General features: G+C 49.7%; 17 protein-coding genes (1 of these 17 running past the window's edge). 4 read left to right on the top strand and 13 right to left on the bottom strand.

The window, feature by feature from the left end; translation table 11 throughout:
• The 8 genes from ligA to ASF12_RS17230 form a co-directional block, all read right to left on the bottom strand.
• Window positions 1–2008: the 5' portion of an NAD-dependent DNA ligase LigA gene (gene ligA, locus ASF12_RS17265; RefSeq protein WP_200931637.1), read on the bottom strand. 41 nt of this gene lie to the left of the window's left edge; the window shows 2008 of its 2049 coding nt (coding positions 1–2008); it begins with the start codon at window positions 2006–2008; its stop codon lies off the left edge, out of view.
• Between the two features lie 32 nt (window positions 2009–2040).
• A complete protein-coding gene (gene pcrA / locus ASF12_RS17260) occupies window positions 2041–4389 on the bottom strand; it encodes a DNA helicase PcrA (RefSeq protein ID WP_056037006.1) in 2349 nt (782 codons plus the stop codon).
• A gap of 115 nt (window positions 4390–4504) precedes the next feature.
• Window positions 4505–5227, bottom strand: coding sequence for a heptaprenylglyceryl phosphate synthase (locus tag ASF12_RS17255; RefSeq protein WP_056037003.1), 723 nt, complete (start codon window positions 5225–5227; stop codon window positions 4505–4507).
• A 349-nt stretch (window positions 5228–5576) separates the two neighbouring features.
• A complete protein-coding gene (locus tag ASF12_RS17250; protein WP_056037001.1) occupies window positions 5577–8114 on the bottom strand; it encodes a DUF3656 domain-containing U32 family peptidase in 2538 nt (845 codons plus the stop codon).
• A gap of 184 nt (window positions 8115–8298) precedes the next feature.
• Window positions 8299–9510, bottom strand: a complete 1212-nt coding sequence (locus ASF12_RS17245) for an efflux RND transporter periplasmic adaptor subunit (protein WP_056036999.1) — start codon at window positions 9508–9510, stop codon at window positions 8299–8301.
• A 56-nt stretch (window positions 9511–9566) separates the two neighbouring features.
• Window positions 9567–12677, bottom strand: a complete 3111-nt coding sequence (locus ASF12_RS17240; RefSeq protein WP_056036997.1) for an efflux RND transporter permease subunit — start codon at window positions 12675–12677, stop codon at window positions 9567–9569.
• Window positions 12678–12877: 200 nt separating this feature from the next.
• On the bottom strand, window positions 12878–14266 hold the full coding sequence (locus ASF12_RS17235) for a HAMP domain-containing sensor histidine kinase (RefSeq protein WP_056036995.1): 1389 nt from the start codon (window positions 14264–14266) through the stop codon (window positions 12878–12880).
• A complete protein-coding gene (locus ASF12_RS17230; RefSeq protein ID WP_056036993.1) occupies window positions 14260–14943 on the bottom strand; it encodes a response regulator transcription factor in 684 nt (227 codons plus the stop codon). The genes ASF12_RS17235 and ASF12_RS17230 overlap by 7 nt, the downstream gene beginning before the upstream one ends.
• Window positions 14944–15192: 249 nt before the next feature.
• Here ASF12_RS17230 and ASF12_RS17225 point away from each other — a divergent pair, with 249 nt between their 5' ends.
• From ASF12_RS17225 to ASF12_RS17210, 4 genes are all read left to right on the top strand, one after another.
• Window positions 15193–16161 carry a sugar phosphate isomerase/epimerase family protein gene (locus tag ASF12_RS17225; RefSeq protein ID WP_056036991.1) on the top strand — a complete coding sequence of 323 codons (969 nt, stop codon included), beginning with the start codon at window positions 15193–15195 and terminating at the stop codon, window positions 16159–16161.
• A gap of 172 nt (window positions 16162–16333) precedes the next feature.
• On the top strand, window positions 16334–16756 hold the full coding sequence (locus ASF12_RS17220) for a hypothetical protein (RefSeq protein ID WP_056036988.1): 423 nt from the start codon (window positions 16334–16336) through the stop codon (window positions 16754–16756).
• A gap of 340 nt (window positions 16757–17096) precedes the next feature.
• Window positions 17097–17825, top strand: a complete 729-nt coding sequence (locus ASF12_RS17215; protein WP_056036985.1) for an ABC transporter ATP-binding protein — start codon at window positions 17097–17099, stop codon at window positions 17823–17825.
• Entirely contained in the window at window positions 17806–18450 is a 645-nt protein-coding gene (locus ASF12_RS17210) for an ABC-2 transporter permease (RefSeq protein WP_056036984.1), read from the top strand. The genes ASF12_RS17215 and ASF12_RS17210 overlap by 20 nt, the downstream gene beginning before the upstream one ends.
• A gap of 87 nt (window positions 18451–18537) precedes the next feature.
• On the opposite strand, the gene ASF12_RS17205 is transcribed toward ASF12_RS17210, so the two are convergent.
• From ASF12_RS17205 to ASF12_RS17185, 5 genes are all read right to left on the bottom strand, one after another.
• Window positions 18538–18960: an OsmC family protein gene (locus tag ASF12_RS17205; protein WP_046229750.1), complete on the bottom strand. Its 423-nt coding sequence runs from the start codon at window positions 18958–18960 to the stop codon at window positions 18538–18540.
• 123 nt (window positions 18961–19083) lie between these two features.
• A complete protein-coding gene (locus tag ASF12_RS17200) occupies window positions 19084–19854 on the bottom strand; it encodes an amino acid ABC transporter ATP-binding protein (protein ID WP_056036982.1) in 771 nt (256 codons plus the stop codon).
• A 121-nt stretch (window positions 19855–19975) separates the two neighbouring features.
• Entirely contained in the window at window positions 19976–20620 is a 645-nt protein-coding gene (locus tag ASF12_RS17195) for an amino acid ABC transporter permease (protein WP_056036976.1), read from the bottom strand.
• Between the two features lie 50 nt (window positions 20621–20670).
• On the bottom strand, window positions 20671–21543 hold the full coding sequence (locus tag ASF12_RS17190) for a transporter substrate-binding domain-containing protein (RefSeq protein WP_200931628.1): 873 nt from the start codon (window positions 21541–21543) through the stop codon (window positions 20671–20673).
• Window positions 21544–21623: 80 nt separating this feature from the next.
• Window positions 21624–22205: a TetR/AcrR family transcriptional regulator gene (locus ASF12_RS17185; RefSeq protein ID WP_081418862.1), complete on the bottom strand. Its 582-nt coding sequence runs from the start codon at window positions 22203–22205 to the stop codon at window positions 21624–21626.
• Between the last annotated feature and the right edge of the window lie 187 nt (window positions 22206–22392).

Genomic DNA, 22392 nt, shown 5'->3' with positions numbered 1-22392 from the left:
CATCTTCAATAACGGTAACACCGAGCTCCTTCGCTTTCGTGAGCTTGCTGCCTGCATTTTCGCCCGCAATGACATAATCCGTCTTCTTCGACACGCTGCCGGATACTTTCGCTCCGCATGCTTCGAGCTTCTTTGCAGCTTCGTCGCGGCTCATGCCTGATAATGTCCCTGTAATGACCACCGTTTTGCCGCTGAATACACTATCTTCCCGTACAACGGCTTTATGCTCCGCTTCCGCGCTTACCCCGGCAGCACGCATACGGGCGATGCTGTCAGCCATAACCGGATCGGCAAAGAAGCTTACAATACTCTCCGCTACAATACCTCCGATATCAGGCAGCTCCACCAGCTCTTCCGCCGAAGCGGCCATAACAGCATCCAGGCTGCCATAATGATCTGCTAGCGTCCGCGTGGTGGACTTCCCTGTATTCGGAATGCCGAGCGCATATAGAAATGCCGTCAAATCCCTGCTCTTGGACTTCTCGAACGCATCAAGCAGCTTGCGCGCCTTCCGCTCGCCGAACCGTTCAAGCTTAATCAGATCGTCATACTCCAGCGCATACAGATCAGCAGGGTCATGCACCTTGCACTCTGTAAACAGCTGTTCAGCCGTCATAACGCTGAATGTATCAATATCCATCGCATCGCGCGAGGCAAAATGCGTAATACGACCGATCATTTGCGGACCACAGCCTAAGCGGTTGTTGCAAAACAAATGCGCGCCGCGCTGCTCAAGCTCCGTGCCACAAGAAGGACACTGCTCTGGAAAGACGATTTCCTGGCCATCTATTTCATCGGTTTTGCCGAGTATTTCCGGTATGACATCGTTGGAGCGGCGAATGGTTACGAACGTACCAAGCGCAAACTTAAGATTTTTCCGTTCAATATCGCCTATATTGTTGAGCGTGCAGTTTTGCACCGTCACTCCGGCAAGCTCAACGGCTTCGACGCGTGCGACAGGCGTTATTTTGCCAGTACGGCCAACTTCCCAAGAAACGGATTGCAATATAGTTGCTGCTTCTTCCGCTTCGAACTTAAATGCAACCGCCCAGCGCGGAAACTTGTCTGTATAGCCGAGCGCTTCACGAGTGCGGATATCCGTGAGCTTGACCACAGCTCCATCTATTAAATAATCGAGATCGGTACGGCCCTCTGCCAAACGCTCCAGTTCCGCCGCCACCTCTTCAATCGTATCAAAGTAGACTGCATACGGATTTACTTTAAACCGGTTGTCCCGCAAAAACTGCTGCATTTCCTGATGGGTGGTGAATGCCAGCTCTTCCGAATAGCCTATATTGTAGAAAAAAGCGCTCAGCTTCCGCTCAGCCGTCGTCTTCGGATTTAAGTTGCGCAGGGCGCCAGCAGCTGCATTGCGCGCGTTTTTGAGCGGCTCAGCAGCCGTCTGATTGTACTTCTCCAGCACCGACAGCTGCATAATACCCTCGCCTTGCACCTCAATCAAACCCTCCCGATAAGGAATCGTGAGCGGGACAGAACGAATCGTCTTCACCTGTGCCAGAATCCCTTCGCCTATCGCTCCATTGCCCCGCGTAGCCGCCTGAATCAGTTTTCCATCCTCATAGGTCAAGTTCAGCGTCAATCCATCGAACTTCAGCTCAATAACATAGCTTGGGTCTGGGAGCGGATCAACATCTGGATTTTTCGTATTATAATCGTTTACCGCCCGCAGCATCCGCTGGTTCCAGGCATGCAGCCCTTCAATGTTTTGCGCCTTGTCCAAGCTCCAAAGCTTGGCCCGGTGACGATGCGGCTCAAAGCCCTTAAGCAGTTCTCCCCCAACACGCTGCGTTGGCGAATCAGGAAGCACGGTTCCCGTCTCCTTCTCCAATGCGACCAGCTCATCATAAAGCTTGTCATAATCAGCATCGTCAATGGACGGCTGATCCAGCGTGTAATACTGGTAGTTATGTGCGGTAATTTCATCAATTAGCGTAATCATTCGTTCGGTTTGGGCAGGCGAAGCTGCAGCTGTTTCCGCTTGGTTCATTTCCACAGCAAATGTCCCCTTTCAATAATGAGCTAAACTTTCGTTATTGGCGCAAAGCCTGCAAGCAGGCGTTTCACCCCTGTCGGAGCGGGAAAAGCGATCTGAAGCTCCATATCATTGCCTGTTCCTTTCACGGAAACGATAACGCCTTCGCCCCATTTGCCGTGGGCTACCCGGTCGCCGGCAGCGAACTGCTTCGCGCCTGCATCACCAGCTGCGCCCGCTGCACCTGCACCGGCTGCTTGCGGCGTGCTTACTCGAACGCCGCTGCTTGTGCTCGTGCCTAGCGATCGGCCGCCTGAGCCAAGCCCGCCATTTGCCGCCGGACGCGAAGGAGCCGTGCGTCCGCCTGAGCCGAAGCCAGTCGAGCTTCCACCACCGTACCTGCTGCCTCCAATGCGGCCAAAACCGCCCGAAGCGGAAGCATCCTTTTTGAGCTCGCTCGGCACTTCATCCAGAAAGCGTGAAGGCATATTCGATGCGGTCCGTCCGAACAAGGTGCGCATCCGGGCCGAAGTCATAAACAGCTGCTTCTCTGCCCGGGTTATGCCTACATAGGCAAGTCGGCGCTCCTCCTCCAGCTCATCATTGTCGCTTAAGGCGCGGCTGTGTGGGAAGATGCTCTCCTCCATGCCAATAATAAAGACAACTGGGAACTCCAAGCCTTTGGCGCTATGCATCGTCATCAGTACAACAGCGTCACTTGGGGCGGCATTGCCCTGCTCATCCTGTTTATCCATGGAATCAATATCCGCAATGAGAGCGAGATCGGTCAGGAAGGATACAAGCGTCTTGTCTTCGTTGCGTTTCTCAAAATCCATCGTAACGGACAGGAACTCGTCAATATTTTCGACCCGTGCCGTCGATTCCAATGTTTTCTCGCGCTGAAGCTCCAGCTTGTACTGGGTCATCTCTAGCACCTTCTCCGTCAGCTCCGTTACCGACAAATATTCAACCATGCCGGCAAGGTTGCTGATCATTATATAGAACTCTCCAAGCAGCGCTTGCGTACGGGCATTGATATCCAGCCCCTGTAGATTACCCAAGACGTTGAAAATGGAAGTGCCACTCCGCGCTGCCTCCTCGGCCAGCTTGCCAACCGTCGTATCGCCAATGCCGCGCTTCGGCACATTAATGACGCGTGCAAGGCTAATATCGTCATCCGGGTTGGAAATCAGCCGCAAATAAGCGAGCAAATCTTTAATCTCTTTGCGATCGTAGAACTTGATGCCGCCAACGATTTGATAAGGAATATCCGACTTGATCAAAATTTCCTCTATGACCCGCGACTGAGCGTTGGTCCGATACAAAATGGCGTGATCTGCAAATTTGCGTCCGCTATTTTTATTTTTGCGAATTTCGCCTGTTACAAAATAACCCTCGTCATGCTCAGAATCGGCCTGATACACCGTAATTTCGTCTCCGGCACCTTGATCGGTCCAGAGGTTCTTCGGCTTGCGTCCGGTGTTGAGGCTGATGACTGCATTCGCCGCATTCAAAATATTGGCCGTAGAACGATAGTTCTGCTCCAGCATAATCGTCTGCGCTTCGGGATAATCGCCCTCGAAATTCAAAATATTCGTAATGTCCGCTCCGCGCCAACGGTAAATCGACTGGTCGCTATCGCCGACGACGCAAATATTGTGATGCTTGTCTGCGAGCATGCGGCACAGCATATATTGCGCACGGTTCGTATCCTGATACTCATCGACATGGAGGTAACGGAATTTGTTCTGGTAAAAATCAAGCACCTCCGGCACTTCCTGGAATAGTTGAATCGTCTTCATAATCAAATCGTCGAAATCGAGCGAGTTGTTGCTTTTGAGCCGCTTCTGATAGGACTTATACACCTTAATGACGATATCCTGAAAATAGTCCCCCGCCTTCTGCTCATACCGCTCCGGCGTTAGCAGCTCATTCTTCGCGGCGCTAATGGACGCTTGAACAGCCTTCGGCTCGAATTTCTTCGTGTCGATATTCAGATCCTTCATGCAATTGCGAATAACCGACAGCTGATCGCCTGAATCCAAAATCGTAAAATTCGAAGTAAAGCCAATCCGATCAATGTCCTTGCGCAAAATCCGCACGCACATCGAGTGGAACGTTGATACCCAAATATCGTTGCCCGACGGGCCAATCAGTGCGCTAACTCTGTCACGCATTTCACGCGATGCCTTATTCGTAAAGGTAATCGCCAAAATGCTCCAAGGCGCTACGCGCTTCTTCTCAATTAAATAAGCTATCCGATGGGTTAATACGCGGGTTTTGCCGCTGCCCGCTCCCGCCATAATCAATAGCGGCCCATCGGTTGCTTTTACCGCTTCGCGCTGCGGTGGGTTAAGCTTCTGTACCGCCTCGTCGATGCTTATAAAATTAAACATGGTCGTTCTCCTTTGTTCGCATTTGTTCGCCTATCAACAGTGTAGACAACGGGCCGTGAAGTGTCAATTTACCGATGCAAATAAATCCCTAAATAGACGGTTGTTTTTATAAAAGCTAGGCTTCGTTTCTTGTATGCTTGCGAATCGTGTTGTGAACGGCAGGCACAGTAGCCAGTGCTGCCTCCAAATCTGCATAAATAATATTGCCGACGACGACGGTATCGCAAGCCGATGCCGCCTCGCTCGCCTTCTCTGCGCTGTCGATGCCTCCACCATAAAATAGCTGGGCCTGCGCGATCGTATCATACGCTTTGTGAACGAGTGCCATGTCGCCGTAACGTCCGCTGTATTCGATATAAATGACGGGTAGGCGCATGAGCCGGTCTGCCATTTGCACATGCGCAAGCAGCTGCTCCTCGTCCAAGTCGGCATTCGCGCCTGTCAGCTTGGCCGCGGTCGCTTCTTCATTCAATATAATATAACCTTGCGCCGCCGTTTCCTCCCAAGGAATGAAAGAGCCGAATGCTTGCAGCCCTTCTGTCTGGCGTCCATTAATCCACTCTGCCTGGCTCGTGTTCAATACGAGCGGCACGAAATAGCCATCAAAGCCGGGAACCGCCGCATCCATCGTCGATACCTCCAGCGCGCAATCTACCGCATAACGGCGAATGCGCGCCATTAAATCTACTGTATTTTCAAATGTTATGCCACTAGAGCCTCCTACTAATACAGCGTCTGTACCCGACATGCAAATTGCATCCAGCTCCTCATCCGAGATGCTGCGCTCCGGGTCCAGCTTAAATACATGTCTCCAACCTGCATACCATTGTACGTCCATCCTCAACATTACCCCGCTTATCCCTATCCGTTATGCGGCTCACTTAGGAGCTGCGAGGAAATTAGTACCGCTTTTGTTGACAAAATCTCCACGGTTTTGGGAGTTTTGTCAACAAATTAGCGGTACTTTCTTTCGTCGCAGTCTCTTGTCGTTATGAGCGCTTCAGTTATTTCAGTAAATACGGCTCGAAGTTGCAGCCTGCTTCTTCCTATGCTAAGCGAGCCGCATGGCGGTGTCAAACTGCTTCGATAAGCTCAAAATTCGCCCTTGAGAGTGATCTGGTCATCTCCTTCAAAAAAGAGCCGGCACTGCGTTTCCCGCAATGCCGGCTCCCCTCCTTGCTGCTTTCTTACTTCACCAATTGTCCGCGTGTTACGCCGATTTGGTTCGTTGCTTTCAGCGTACGCCATACTTTAGTGCCCGTAATACGGCCATCGAGCGCATCGCGGTAAAGAGATAGCACTTCCGTTACCCGCTCCGGCGTTTCTTCCAAAAACTCGACGCGGAACGATGGAATGCCCAGCTCCAAAAATTGCTTAATATATTCAGCGCCTGATTGCTCAATCGCATTGTACACCGTATTGCGGCAGCCTTCGTCTACGCGAACCGGATGGGACATGCCAATACGGTCCTGCAAGGAAGCGCGCGAATCTTCACACGGGCGTCCACAATTCGTGAAGTTGGTGCCTTCACTCATAAAGGTGCAATAGACGCAGTGCTCCGTATGGAACATTGGCAAATGCTGCTGGATTACGACTTCCAGCTTCGCTGTATTAGCCTTGTTCAGCATGTCCATCATTTGCTGAATGTTCAGGTCGTAAGACGGCGTAATCATATCGAGGCCAACTTCTTCAAAAAGCTTCACTGTCTTGTGATTAGCCACATTAAGCGAGAAGTCGCCAATCAGCTTAGGGAATGGCTGATCTGGGTTTTCGGCCTTAGCGCGCAAATAATAATAAAGCGCACCTGTATTGCGGACAAGCACAGCATCTGGCTTAAGCTTCAAAATGTTAGCATGGTAGCCGTTTTCACCCGGCATATGAATGCGCGGGGTTGCCAGAGCGATCGGCTTGCCAGCCGCACGCGCCAGCTCTACAGCTGCCGGAAACTGCTTAATAAATTCAAAATCAGCATAAATCATATCGACATCGGCGGCGATTGCCGCTTCGACTTGCGGCAAGCCGCGGCATAGAGCCGTCAGGCGCGGCGCAAGATCGCCTTCGTGCGAATAGCCGGAGACAGCTGCTGGAACAGCTTCTTGATCCGCGGTATAGGCCAGCGGGTCGATGTTATTTTTCACATAGACGGGCGGCTTCGGACGTTCTCCAGCCAAATGCTCCACCGCTTCGCGGCGCATCCGGTTAAGCTCGCGCACGGGCACAATAAGTTCGCCCTCAAGCAGAACTTCCAAATGATCGAGCTGATAAACCGTTCCGCCTAGACGGCCCAGTTGATCATTAAGCAGCTCGGCATCCATCGGACGCTTTTGCGCCTGCTCCAGCATCAGTTCGGATACTACTTCTACCGTCGTTCCTTTTTGCATATCTGTCCATACCGTCCGCAGAGGCTCGCCAAGCTTGCCTGTTACCGAAACATGAAGCGGGAAAACGCGGTAGGGCTTTTCCGTCTCATAGGTCGCACGCAGACGCTTATCCAGCGCCGGGTCATTCGTCTTCCAGACGCGGTCGCCCACATGCACCTTGCGCAAATCAACATCGCTGCGCCCTGGAACGAGCTCCAGCAGCGTGCCTTCTTGCGCTTCGCCTTCAATCTTCACGCCTTGGCGGCGAATGTCGTAGACGCGGCCGCCCTCTTCCTTCTTCGTCGGATCGCCAGCGTCGAAGACGACGCCATCGCCACGCTTAAGCGGAGCTTCCAGACGCACCGTTACCGCATCGCGGAGAATCCGCTCGACACGGCCAATGAAGACACCCCGGCTTTTTGGGAACGTGCCTTCGACGAGCATTTTATTGTTCGTGCCCGACAGGAAGCCATGTGTGAAGCCGCGCGAGAAGCTTTGCTGCAATTCGCGAACTTCCTCTACCGATGGCTTGGACAGGTCGCCGTCAAAATATTTATCAATCGCCTTGCGGTATTTGCTGACCACATTGGCTACGTATTCCGGGCTTTTGAGACGTCCTTCGATTTTGAAGGAAACGACGCCTGCTTCAATCAGCTCAGGCACGAGATCGATCGCCGCCAAATCCTTCGGTGACAGCAAATACGAAATATCGCCCATCGGCTGATGCTTGCCATCGACCATCAGATCATAAGGCAGACGGCATGCCTGAGCGCATTCGCCGCGGTTCGCCGAGCGTCCGCCCCACATTTCCGACGTTAGACACTGACCGGAATACGATACGCATAATGCGCCATGCACGAATACTTCCATCGGAAGCTTCGCTTGTTCACCGATCGTTTTGATTTGCTTTAAGTTATTTTCGCGGCCGAGAACGACGCGCTCCATATTAAACGGCTTCGTAAATTCCACCGCTTCCGGAGAAGTAATCGTCATCTGCGTCGATCCATGAATCGGAAAATCCGGGGAAAGCTCGCGAATGAGCTTCACTAGTCCCAAATCCTGCACGATAACCGCATCCACACCTGCATCTATACACATTTCAATGAGCGTCTGAGCATCGCGAAGCTCGTCCTCAAACACTAGAATATTAAAAGTCAAAAAACCCTGCACGCCATAGCTGTGCAAAAAGGCCATAATCTCAGGCAGCTCCTCGCTGCGGAAATTATTCGCTCTTGCACGCGCATTGAATTTTTCCACACCAAAAAAGACAGCATCCGCACCGTTCGCAACCGCCGCCCGCATACATTCCCAGTCGCCCGCCGGAGCAAGCAACTCTACATCTTGACGCGTTATATTTGCTTTCATAGTACCGCACATTCTCCTCAATAGTTAGCAATCTGTTGCTACTAGTGTAACAAACCGCCGCCAGCTATTCCACCATACATTGTTGACAAAATAATAGAAAGTCCAGACATGCTATCAAAATTTCTGTTAAAAATAAAAAAAGGAAGGAGCTTCCTTGCCGCCCCCTCCTTTGCTTTCGCCAACCTTAGGACTGCTTCGCAGCCTCTTCGTTCTCAATCTTCTGCCCGTCGCTCAGCGTATGCTGGCCGGAGACGACAACGGTCTCGCCTGCTTTCAATCCTTCCAATACTTCCTGATAGACGCCATTGACGCGGCCCAGTTTAACTGCCCGCTTCTCGGCTGTACCCGCATTGGACAGCATGACGAAAGTTTCGCTGCCTTCACGCACAATGCTCAGCGAAGGAACGGCAATAACCTCTTCCTCTGCAACGGTTGTCAGCTCCACTTGAACGCGTCCGCCTGGTTTTAGCGAGCCATCCGTATTTTCCGTTGTAAGCTCAAGCGCGTACATTCTCGTTTTGGCATTAGGTACCGAAGCGAGGTAGACCACTTTCGCCTTTTTCTTCACCGAAGGGTTATCGGCATTGTAGTAAACGAGCTCTTTCTTGCCTCGTGCAAGCTCGGCCGCTGGTTCGCTCAGCTCGGTTTTAATTGAGATTTGCTTCACATTTTGCACCACAGCTACTACCGTACCTGCATTAATCGTCATGCCCTCGCTCACGGAAAAATCAGTAATCGTACCGTCCGCTGGAGCGGTAATTTGATAGCTGTCCAGCTGAATATCCGCCTGCTCGACGGCTAATCTCGCCGCATCGATTTGGGACTGCAAGCCGGAAAGCGAGCTGCCATTATCCAGATCGGAAAGCTGCTGCTTGGCCGACTCCAGATTACGGCGTGCGGCATCAATCAAATTTTGATCGTCACCGGCACTAGCTTGAATGTACTGCGTCTCCAGGCTAGCAATATTATTCAGCAAAGTGGAACGGCTTGAAGCTATATCCTGCTTCGCCTTTACCAATGATTGCTCTGCTGCCGTCAAGCTGGTTTCCGCGCGCTTGCGGTCCAGTTCTGCGAGATTCGACTCCAATTGAATGATGGCTTCTCCTTTTTTAACCGTGTCGCCATTGTTCTTCAGCACGCGGGCGATTTTGCCAGAAGCCATTGTCGGGATATCCAGTCGTACCGAGGCGCTTACCTCAGCGACCTGCTCGCGCGGATTTCCCATGCTGTGCTTGGCTGCCGCCTCAGTTTTAATGACTGTCACTTGCTGCTCTACTACTGTCTCCTCTGCAGCAGGTGCCGCGCTCGAGCATCCGGCAGCCATTAAAGCCACCGCAAACACGGTTGCGAGTGCGGCTTTGCTTCGCCGCTCCTGCTTGATCAAACGAAAAAACATATGTTCCAGCTCCCCTCTATATTGTTAACCCTCTTAATCATTTATGTGCTAAATGGTTAACCTTCCAAATTAGCAGGCTTATTGAAATCTACTGGTGCAGATTGGCCTTTCCCTTTGCGGAACAGCTTGCCCGTAATCGCTTCAAGCATCTCATATACGACGGGTACAACCACAAGCGTGAGCAGTGTAGAAGTGATCAAGCCGCCGATAACAACGACCGCAAGTCCTTTAGAAATAAGTACGCCTTCACCAGCGCCCATTGCCAGCGGTATCATCGCTACTATCGTTGCGCCTGCCGTCATAATAATCGGACGCAACCGGACTCTGCCCGCTTCAACCAGTGCATGGCGGACGGAGAAGCCTTCATGCCGCAGCTGCTGCGCTCGGTCGAGCAATACGATCGCGTTGGTCACGACGATGCCGATCAGCATCATAAACCCGATGAGCGATGTAATATTAATCGATTCATTCGTAACCAGCAGGCCGAGCAAACCGCCAATAATGGCGAGCGGAAGCGAGAATAGAATTGCAAATGGCGTGCTGGCATTGCCGAAGCACAGAACCAGTATAAAATAAACGATAGCGATAGATACAGCCATAGCCATAAACAGCTGCGTGAAGCTTTCGGCGATGTCTTCCGACACGCCTTGTATCTCGGTAGATACACCCGTTGGAAGCTCAATCGCATCCAGCGCTGCCGCCACTCTTGTGCTGACCTCGGTCTGGTTCGCTGCATCGATGGTAGCCGACATTTTCACGACTTGCGAGCGCGATTCCCGGCTCAAAGCAGCAGGAGCCTGTACTTCCTCTACTTTAGCAACCTCTTGCAAATAAACGATGCCTGCCGTTGGCGATAAAATCGGCATTCTGCCAAGCTTCTCAAGCGAGCCTTTATCTTCATCGCGAAGCTTAACCACCGTGGAATACAAAACATTATCAAAGCGAACATCTCCGAGACGCTGCTCTGCAAGCCACATCCGGACGGAATCTCTGACCCCAGCAGGATTAAGTCCAAGCTCTCTAGCCTTTGTCTGGGAAACGGAAATGCTGATTTCCGTTTTGGCGTCGCTAAGCGTATCGGTGATTTTGGTAAGCTCAGGGAACTCTTTCATTTTATCCTTGATGAGCGCAGCCCCCTGCTCAAGCAGCTGCTGATCGTCACCTTTCAGCACATAAGAGAAGGTTCCGCCGCTAAGGCCTCCACCGCCGCTTGCCATCTGGCCCGTTACTTCTGTGCCTTGGGGCAGCTGGTTTTTAATTATTTCTACATAGTTGTTCAAGACTAGCGTCGCATCCTCTGCTTCGCTGATCTCAGCGGTAAGCGAGGTTGTATAAGGAACGGTATCGTCACTGTCTGCATATCCGACCAAGGACTCCACGAAGGTGAACAGGCTGCCGCCTTGGCTGTCTTTGGCATCCAGCAGCATCTTCTCAATCTCTTGTGACTGCATGTCATTGCTTTCCAGCGACGTTTCATATGGGTATTTCACCTGGAAGAACACAAGCTTCTCCGGACCGCTAGAAGGCAGAAAGTTAACCGCCAAATTCGGTATCGTAATCGCCATTGTCACGATAAGCATAACAAGCGACATCAGCAAGGTTTTGATCCGATTAGACAAGCACCATACTAGAATACGCTCATATAGACGCGTTACTTTGCCGTCATGCGCATGCTCATTCTGCTTAATCTGCTTGCGGCTGCGAAGTACGAGCAGCTTTGTCATCATTGGAATGACCGTTAGTGCCACGAGCAGTGAAGCAAGCAGGGCACAAGATACAGTCAGCGCGAACGGCCGGAACATCTGTCCAACGATGCCGCCAACGACAGCGAGCGGCAGGAACACGCCTGCCGTAACGAGCGTCGAGGACGTAATCGCCATGGAAACTTGGCGGGTCGCCATAATGATGACGGATTCGCCGCGCTCCTGCGCTTTTTCCAGATTGCTGTATATGTTCTCAATGACGACGATACTATCGTCCACAATTCGCCCAATGGCGATGAACATGCCGCCAAGCGTCATTATGTTCAGCGTAATATTCATGCTCGACATCATAATCAAGGTGATTAAAATCGAGAGCGGAATCGAGACGAGAACGATCATCGTCATCCGAATATTGCGAAGGAACAGCAGAATCATAAGCGAGGCAAGCGCAACCCCGATTAAGCCTTCCTTCAAAATGCCGCTGATCGATTTTCTAACCTCATCGGCGCCATCGTAGATTTTTTGGAATGTAATCGCTGGCTGCTTGGTCTCCCAATCGGTAAGCACCGCGTTGACTTCATTGGAGAAATCAACCGCATTGGCTTCGCTCATCTTATAGAGACGAATGCCCAGCGCAGGCTGATCGTTGAAGCGGGCAATAAACTTTGATTCGTTTACAGCCTGGACATCTCCCAAATCCTGAAGCAGCACCGTTTGGCCTGTACTCGTCGCAAACTCCAAATTGCGGAGGCCGTAAATGCTGTTCAAATCGCCAGTCACCCGCGCCATCTGCGATTTGCCGTCCAGCTCTACAGAACCGACTGCACCATCCGTCAGAGCAGATTGAATGGCACTGGTTACCTCTATCGCAGACAAGTTGAAGACGGATAAAGCATCTGCATCCAGTAAAATATCAAGCGAGGTTGAACTGACCCCGATCGAATTGACATGGTCAATGCCATTAACGCCTTCCAGCGATGGCTCGATGCTATCCTCATAAAGCTTGTTAAGCTCGGTTTGCGACATGCCCTCCCCGGCATAAAGCGTTAAGTAATAAGCAGGCTGGGAGGAAAAGCCGAAGGTCAGAACTTTTGGCGTACTCGCGCCACCCGGAAGCACTACTTCCTGCAGCATGCTTTCCAGCTCCGTCTTTTTCTCCTTTACATCGTAGCCTTGCTTGAACTGGACAACGATGCTGGAAACATTATCGCTAGACGTGGAGCTGAGTGTATCCAGCCCTTGTATGTTCGCGATTTTATCCTCAATCGGCTTCGTCACCTCATCCATCACATCCATTGGCGGTGCCGGATATGTAGTTTGAATCATGACAACTGGAAAAGAGATATCGGGGATCGTCTCCATTTTCAGAGTCGCCGTTGCGTATAGCCCCCCTCCTACAAGCAGGGCAATCAATATAACCATTGCAGCCACTTTATTCATCGAAAAGCGGATTAAACCATTCAACCAGAACCCCTCCTACTCGCGTGTATACCTCAACGTTAAACTTTCTGTATGAACATAACGTGAACCATGCAAAAAAAATGATGCAAGCGACCATTTTTTTTGCAGCGTTCGCCTTCGCAGAAGTGAAATGATAGGCGTTCAAGGGATGATCTTATCGTTAGCCCATCATCTGAGAGGAAGCGGGCGGCGCCTTCAGCCTGTCAGGGAATCCGCTTCTTGGCTGCCATGCTCGGCAGCGTCACATCTACGCGTGCCCCGCCTTCCGCCCGGTTCGTAATACGGATGACGCCTTGATGCAAATTGACGATTTTTTGGGCGATGGATAGGCCAAGACCGCTGCCACCCAGCTTTTTGCTGCGGGATTTGTCTGCCTTATAAAATCGTTCAAACAACCTATAGCCGTCTTCGTCAGGAAACCCGCTGCCATTATCCGATACGGATACTTTAACGGAGTCTGTATCAAGGCTCATCTCAATGCGAATATAACCGCCTTCCGGAGCAAATTTGATCGCGTTGCCGATGACATTGATCCATACCTGGCTCAGCTGATCCTCATCGGCATTAATTTTCACATGGGGCAGCTCCAATATCATTTCAAGCGACTTTTCCGACCACAGCGGTTCGCAGGCGACAATAACTTGCCGCAGCTGCTCATCAAGATCGTAGGTCACCGGATCAAAAGCAGGCACGGCTGAATCCAGTTCCGCCAGTTTTAGCAAATTATCACTAAGACGCGACAGACGCTGGCTTTCTGTATAAATAATTTGCAAATAACGCTGCTTCTGCTCGGGATCCTCCACCGCATCCAGCATAAGCATCCGTGAAAATCCGGCAATTGACGTCAGCGGCGATTGGATTTCATGCGAGACGCTGCTGACAAACTGCCCACGCAGTTCATCCATCTGCTGGATCTCCTTTGCCATGCCGCTAAAGCTTTGTGCCAGCTGCCCTAGCTCATCCGTACGCTTGCCTGACTTTAGCTGAATGTCGAAACGCCCACTCGCCATTCGTTCCACCGCCTGCTTCATTTCCTTAAGCGGACGCACCAAATAGATGGCTGCCACAAAAATACACAGGCCGCCTACCCCAAGCACAACAGCAAGCGCTACGAACAGCATCTGGTTGAAAATAGCCACCTGGCTCGACTGCTGGTGCACGAACAGTCCGTAAGATTTATGATCCCATGTAAATGGCATCCCGAGCACAAGGCCACTCCCTGCAGTGAAGCCAAATCCAATATTCACGAACGGCTCGCCGCCTATGACAGATTTTGAAATGCTGTCTCCAGGCGTAATACCGTATTCTACAAACGGCTTCCCCTCCTCATTCAACCAGCCCTTCTCATCCATAACCATGAATGTATAGGACGGAGTAGGCTGCAATATCGTTACAATACGCTTCCCTTCGTCTATGCCATATTGCTCATATATGGTCGCGATAGATTGTCCGTATCCTAAAACCTCCTTCTTCACTTCCGTGATCACCTGGTCCTTAAAAAGCGTAATCGTAATAAAGAAGGCGCTGACCAGACCGACCAGCACCGCCGTTATAAAACTAATAATAACCCTGACATATAACGTTCTTAGCATGCATCCACCATTTCAAGCCTGTAGCCAAGCCCACGCTTAGTTACAATCGTAAACGGCGCATCCATTTCTGCAAAACGTTCGCGCAATCGCTTAATATGTACATCCACTGTCCGCTCATCGCCGAAAAACTGCGGACCCCAAATTTGGCTGATCAGCTCGTTGCGCGTGAAAATTTTACCCGGGTTGCCCGCCAGCTTGAACAGCAGCTCAAATTCCTTCAGCGGCAGCGCCACCCGTGCCTGCCCCTGCATCACCTCAAACGTATGCCGATCCAGCACAAAATCGCCCAACTGCAGCCGCATTGACGCTTCAATTCGGTAGCGTTTCAACAATGCCCGAACACGCAGCACTAGCTCATAGGGCTCGAAAGGCTTCACCATATAATCATCAGTTCCCAGGCCAAACGCTTTGATTTTCTGATTAATTTCACGCTTTGCTGTTACCATCAGCACAGGGATATTTGGGTATTCTTCCTTTACAAATTTACATAGCTCCCAGCCATCCATGACGGGCATCATGACATCAAGCACAACTAAGTCTGCTTTTTGCTTTCTCAGCAGCCGAATGGCCTCTTTGCCATGGCTTGCCTGAATCGTCTGAAATCCCTCACTGCTAAGCTGCGCGTGCATAAGCTCGCGTATATCTGGATCATCATCCACTAACATGACACTTGCCATCGCTTACTTCCTCCCGCTCTTGTTGGGCTTCTCCATAGTTTTCGGCAGTTTCTATTCAAAATTATAGCTTATGCTCAGAAAAAACTGTCAAGCCTTATCTATAACTTGTACGAACGAGAAGGCTTTTGGTAACCTTTTGTTTTGTTTATATGCGATTATGTCAAATTTGCACTTTTCATTAGATATCGGCAATCGGGCAATGGTATAATGAGAATTAGCTTTTCTTATAAATAGGAGGAATGATTGCACATGAAATTAGGAGTATTCAGCGTGCTTTTCGCACAGAAGTCATTTGAAGAAGCGCTCGATTACATAGCTGCCAAAGGACTGGATGCTATTGAAATCGGCACTGGCGGTTACCCTGGCACAGCCCACTGTGATCCTGATGTCCTGCTTGCTGATGAGGAAAAGTTGAAAGCGTTTAAGCATGCGGTAGAATCACGCGGCCTGATTATCAGCGCCCTGAGCTGCCACGGCAATCCGCTGCACCCGCAGAAGCATCTTGCTGCTGCAGATGATGCGACCATTCGCAAAACGATCGAACTCGCAGGACGTTTGGGCGTTCCTGTCGTCAATACATTTTCCGGCTGCCCAGGCGACCACGAGGATGCTAAATATCCGAACTGGCCGGTTGCACCTTGGCCAAATGATTTTCAAGAAATTTTGGCTTGGCAGTGGGAGCACAAAGTTATCCCTTATTGGACTGAAATCGGAGCGCTTGCTGTCGAGCATGGTGTGAAAATCGGACTTGAGCTGCACGGCGGCTTCTCCGTTCACAGCCCGGCAACGCTGCTTCGCCTGCGTGAAGCGGTTGGCCCGGTTATCGGCGCCAACTTGGATCCGAGCCACATGTGGTGGCAAGGGATTGATCCGGTTCAAGCAGTGCAAATTTTGGGTCGCGCTGGCGCGATTCACCATTTCCACGCGAAGGATACGACGATTGATCCAATCAACGTCAACCATCACGGCGTAACGGATATGCAATCGTATTCGCTGATGCTGGATCGCGCTTGGCAATTCCGCACCGTCGGCTTCGGGCATGACCTGAAAGTATGGGCAGATATTATTAGCGCGCTTCGTCTAGTCGGCTACGACTATGTCGTGAGCATTGAGCATGAGGACGGCCTGATGTCCGTTGATGAAGGCTTCACGAAAGCGGTGCAAAACCTGCAGCAAGTGCTGATTAAAGAACCACTAGGCGAAATGTGGTGGGTATAGATTGAAGGAGGGCGGCTGCATCCGATGAGGATGTGGCCGTTTTTTTGCAATAAGACTGTGGACGAGGGCTTGTAATCTTTACATTCCGCTAATAAATAACACTCTCCGCGTTAATCCTGCTAACGTACTCTATAAGTGCACCCCCCACTAAAACAGAGGATAGGTGATCCGCATGACTGGCTATACTTCTGCTTCTTCTTCGTTCGTCCCTCAGGTCAGTACAAGCCAAAGCTGCTATGAAGCGCTCCAGCTTTTTCGCAGCTACCCGGAAGCACCTTGCGCAGTTGTCTGCAATTCGCTGGCAGAGCCTGTTGGGCTCGTAATGCGCGACCGTTTTTTTCTCCAATTATCTAGCAGCTTCCTTGGCTATTACCAGACGGACATCACCAAGCTCATGAATACCCGCTTTCTCTCCACCGTCGCCTCATCCACTGACACAGACTTTAATCTGGGCAGCATCTCCTCATTGAAAAATAAAGCTATTGATCGTCACCCCGAGCTGCGCAGCGATTGTATCGTTATTACGAATGAACAGGGCCAATTCGCGGGTATCATCGATGTTGCAGTTTTAGAAAACGGCCTAACCTACTCCTAAGTATCAGCTTCAATCAGATCAAGTCATTCATTATACCAGTACTACCTTCCCAAAACAGCCAAGGAAAAAGATTACTATTTAGGTCTCCTCTATTCAGGGGAGATTTCTTTGTCTGAAAATAAGGATTTTCAGGTCTGTTTGTCGAATTGATTATAATTACCATCTCAGTAAATGGATAAATAAAATGGAACTAAAAAGGGATTAGGTCCTTACCTTAAGCAAGAGTGGTCATAAACTTACCAGTCTACTGAGCAGACCAGAATTCAGCTTACATATAAGGACTTATAGCAGAAAATTAATTGACTTAATAATTTATTGTACAACATGTGGAGGGCTGGGATTGGAAAAAATACTAATGGTGAACGGGCTTAACAAGAGCTATTCAGATTTCTCTTTAAAGAATGTAAATCTGGAATTGCTGCCTGGGGATATCATGGGCTTGATTGGAGAAAATGGAGCAGGAAAAACAACGCTAATGAAATTGCTGCTTAATCTGCTGACTCCCGAAAAAGGGGAAATCTTAGTATTCGGAAAAAATTATGAAGGTCATGAATCGTACATTAAAAATAGGCTGGGCGTTGTTTTCGATGAAAATTATTTACATGGATTGTTAACACCCAAACAATTTAACTACGTGATGTCCAGTATCTATGAGCAATGGAATCAACAGGCTTACTATAATTATTTGGAAATGTTCCATTTACCCGTAAACACAAAAATAAATCAGTTTTCCAAGGGAATGAAGGTGAAGCTGAATTTTTCTGTCGCCTTGTCACATCATCCTAAATTATTGCTTTTAGATGAAGCTACAAGCGGGCTGGACCCTATAATGAGGATTGAAATTTTAGATGTTCTGAATGACTATGTCACCGCAAATAACAGTAGCGTCCTCCTATCCTCACACATCCTCTCGGATGTTGAACGTATAGCGAATAAATTAACCTTTTTACACAAAGGAAACGTGGTTTTTTCTGAAAAAATTTCAAACGCCACCCAGAATGGGAGCCTTGAAGACATGATGAGATCATATATAAAAGGAGAGAACTCCATTGAAAGGCTTAATAATTAAAGATTTATTGGTGCTGAAAAGCAAAGTGAAAATCATTCCCTTTATCCTTTTATGTATTTTGGCTATTTTGGCCATTTACTTACTTGGCTCCACTGGCGTAATTGCTTTGAACGTATTTATCCCAATCTATTTCTGCGCTCTCGCCATACCTGTATTCCAAGAGGATGAGAAAGCGGGATGGCACACCTTTGTTGCAGCTTCACCGCTATCCAAGAAACAAATCGTTGGAAGCCGATATATTGTGAGCTTTTCGATTATAACCACCGTATTGTTAGGTCTATTATTGTTTAATGTACTTTATTATTTCTTATTTAGCGATCTATCCTTTTCGGTTCATATACTGACCTTATTCGCAGCGCTGTCCATCGGGTCTATTTACCTGTCCCTGCTGATCCCCTCCATTTACTATAATGGAACCAATGGCAGCTCTATTGTGATGCTAATCGTTATCCTATCCTCGTCAGGAGGCGCGTTTCTTATTAATTCTGGGAAGCTATCCTTAGAAGCCCTTGTCATGATGAACCCACTGCTTTTAGTATGCTGTTTGCTGCTTGGATTGATCCTAATCCTCTCACTATCCCTGTTTATTTCCATGAGAATTTTCGTTGCATCTCTAGCTAAATAGCCTCTCTGTATAAGAAAAGAGCCGTAACCCGAACCGTCCACGGCAGCATCGGATCACGACTCTTTTTTTGTGTTCGCTGAGCTTAGCTTATCCCCGCGTCATTTCTACTCCGTTGAGCACTAATCGGTAACGAATGTCCGCTTTCAGCGAATCCGAGACGGCGCAATATTTTTCCTTGCCGAGCTCAATCGCTTTCCAAATCCGGTAATCCGGCACATCGCCGTTTACTTTGAAAATCAGATCGATAGCCGTAAAGCCTTTCGGCATCTCCTCTTTGCGCGTGCCTTCCGCATCAATCTCGATGCTGGTGATCGAACCGAGGAACGCATCCATAATCATCGTAATATCGATGCCGATGCAGCCCGCGAGGCCCGCCAGCAGCAGCTCCATCGGTGTAGCTCCTTGTCCGTCGCCGCCATATGCTGCGGTTGCATCCATTCCAACGCTGTAGCCAGATGGCCCTACAGATGTAAATGCACGTTTGCCTGTCCATGTTGTTGTAACCTTCATTGCGGTGTACCCTCTTTCTTTCGTAAGAATCGAAGGCCATGCCTCCTACTTTAACTCTGAAGTTCGTGTATTGCCTAGGTCGCTTCGTTATGTGAAACTTATTTTATAATGTTCTGTTGTTCGTTATTGCTGCTCTTGCTGCACCCCTCTGTGCTGGCCCAGCTTATTTAGAAATCGTCGGGCCCGTTCGGTAGCTGGATGGTCGAAAAATATCTCCGGCGCAGCCTCCTCGACAATTTGCCCGTCATCCATAAACACAACCCGGTTCGCGACATGGCGAGCGAAAGCCATTTCATGCGTCACCACCAGCATCGTCATCCCTTCGCGCGCCAGCTGCTGCATGACATCGAGCACCTCGCCGACCAATTCCGGATCAAGCGCCGATGTCGGCTCGTCAAACAATAAAACGTCCGGCTCCATCGCGAGCGCCCGGGCAATCGCTACCCGCTGCTGCTGCCCGCCAGACAGCCTGGACGGATATTCATCCAGCTTGCCTTCCAACCCGACGCGCTTCAGCATTTTTTTGCCGATCGCGATGGCTTCGCTTTTGGGCAGCTTTTTCACGATGAGCAGTGATTCAATGACGTTGCCTAGCGCCGTTTTGTGCGGGTACAAGTTAAACTGCTGAAAGACCATCCCGCTATGGCGGCGAATGGTTCGGACATTCTGCGTGCGCTCGCGTGGCTTCATTTGTGTATTCAGGTGAACACCGTTCATCTCAATACTGCCTCCGCTCAGCGTCTCCAGCCCATTCAGGCAGCGAAGCAGTGTGCTTTTTCCCGAACCGCTTGGCCCGAGCAGGACTATGATCTCTCCCGCGTTGACCTGAAGATTAATCCCCTTCAGCACCTCGGTGCCTTGAAAGGACTTCGTTAATTTTTCTGTCGTAATCATTGTATCTCTCACGCCCCAACCCAAGCGTAAACGGCTGTCGCCGTACTCTGGCGGAAAAGCTTCCGTTTCGCGATGAAATATAAGCCCATTATAAGAGTGAAACTTATCATTTCTTATATTTTTAATAAGCTTTGGACAAGCGCTTCTCAATCGCTTCCAAAATAGCTGAAAAAGCGGTGCTCATCACCCAATACATGACTCCAATTCCGATATAAAACGGCATATTGACGTAATACTGCGCGATAAGCAAATTCGCCTGGCGCAGCAGCTCGGTTACGGTAATAAATGAAACGAGCGAGGTCTCCTTGAGCATTCCGATAAATGTATTACCCATTGGCGGAATAGCCACCCTTGCCGCCTGCGGAAGCACGATCCGGTACAGCGCCTGCCATGAGGTCATGCCCGTTGCATAAGCGGCCTCCATCTGTCCTTTTGGAATGGACACAATCGCCCCGCGGAACGTCTCCGATAAATACGCACCCACATTAATGCTTAGCGCTAGTGTTGCCGCCGTAAGCGGCCCGAATACAATGCCGTAATCAACCAGCCCATAATAAACGACAAAAATTTGGATAAGCACCGGGGTGCCCCGAATAATCGAGACGTACCCCCGAGCCAGCCATTGAACCGGTTTGTTGCCTTTCAAACGGGCAATCGCTACTACTCCGCCGATAATAAGGCCAAAAAACATCGACATCATCGTCAGCAGCAGCGTATAATAAGCGCCCTTAAGCAGAAAAAAGAAATTTTCAAAAACGAGATTCATATCGTGAAGGTTCCCTTCATATGAGCCAAAAATTTTGACGAGAGCCGGGCTTACTCAGCCGCTGGCTCCTCGCCGAACCATTTTACAAAAATAGTTTTATACGTGCCGTCGGCTTTCATCGCCTTCAAAGCTTCATTCAGCGCGTCGCGGAATTCAGGATTGTCTTTGCGCACTGCAATGCCTGCATTGTCCGATTTGATTGGATCGCCAACCTCTTTGATTTTAAAGCCATTTTTCTCGACGATCGGCTTCAGAGCATACATATTGTTGATCGTCGCATCGATACGGCCTGCATTCAAATCCTGCAGCGACGTAATGACATCGTCATAGGTTTTGATGGTGAAGTTGCCGACTTCAGGCAGCACTGTTTTGCGAAGATACGTTTCGTCGTTCGTACCAAGGCCTACGCCAATGTTTTTGCCTTTAAAATCAGCCAGCTTCGTGATCGTATCGTTTTTCTCGGCAACGATAATTTTGACAGAGTTCGTAATATACGGTTCGGTAAAATCCATCTGCTCCTTGCGCTCGTCAGTAATCGTCATTTGGCTAATGACGACATCAAATTTCTTCGCCTGCAGACCGGCAATCATGCCGGAAAACTCCTGTGCGACAAACTCGGCTTTAACGCCAAGGCGCTTCGCAATTTCTTTGGCAATATCCGCGTCGAAGCCATCCATTTCCTTGTTTTCGTTCAAAAAGTTATACGGGGCATAGGTTCCCATTAAGCCCACCTTAAGTACACCAGCCTGTTTCACCTGCTCCAGCAAATTAGAAGATGCTGTTGCTCCTGCTTCCGCTGTTGGCGAAGCCGAACCCGCATTGCCGCTATTGCCGTTCTTCGAGCCGCAGCCCGCCACAATAACCGCCAGCAGCAAAATAGCTGTCATCATCCATAATGTTGTTTTTTTCATTTGAATCCTCATCTTCCACTCTCTCCTTCATAGCTTCTCTAATATTTATATTGTTGCTTATTAATGTGTCCGGCTTTCTCAGGGAAATGCAGCTAAATGCCTAATAAGCCGAAAAATTCAAAACGCGCCGTTTCAGCAGCCAGCAATTCCGCAGATTTCACCGCAATAGCATCGCTTTCCGGCGTGCTGCGAAACAGCCAACGAGACAATACGCCTTCAATGAGGCTCATTAGAAATGCTGCTCGCAGCTTGGCATCAATGGTAGCCGGCAGCATTCCCAGCTCAGTGGCGCGTTCAATATTATTTACAAAAGATTGCTCCATCGCCATTTGAGTAACCGTTATTTCCTGTCTAACGACTTCGCTGAATCCCGTGCCATCCAGCAGCATTCCCATTAAATAACGATTTTCCTTGGCAAAATGGAACAGCTCGGTCAACAAATGCTCGGAGGCCGAAACCATGTCCTGCACCGAACCAGCATTTTTACGGTAGCCTTGTCCAATAACCGTAAGCAGCCGCTCCCGACCATCCTGTACAATTTCTATAGCTATCGCTTCTTTGCTTTTGAAATACCAATAGAAAGTGCCTTGTGCAACCCCTGCATCCGCTACAATATCCGAAACTTTCGTCGAATGGTAACCATAAAGGGCAAAACGCTTCAGTGCGGACTCCATAATCTGGTGTTTGCGCTCCGCATTGTTCGCCGTATTCCGATCTACGGTTCCGATAAAGCATCGCCTCCATTGATTGACTCGTCAGTCAGTTTTGATTTAAATCCTATCGGATCACTGGTATATTGTCAAGTAGGCAACAAAAAAAGTCCGCCCAGGTTGGATTCAACTTGGACGAACTTTTTTTGTT

It is taken from the genome of Paenibacillus sp. Leaf72 (assembly GCF_001422685.1).
In the GTDB taxonomy this organism is placed as follows: Bacteria; Bacillota; Bacilli; order Paenibacillales; family Paenibacillaceae; genus Pristimantibacillus.
This window is presented reverse-complemented; position numbering and strand designations above follow the sequence as displayed.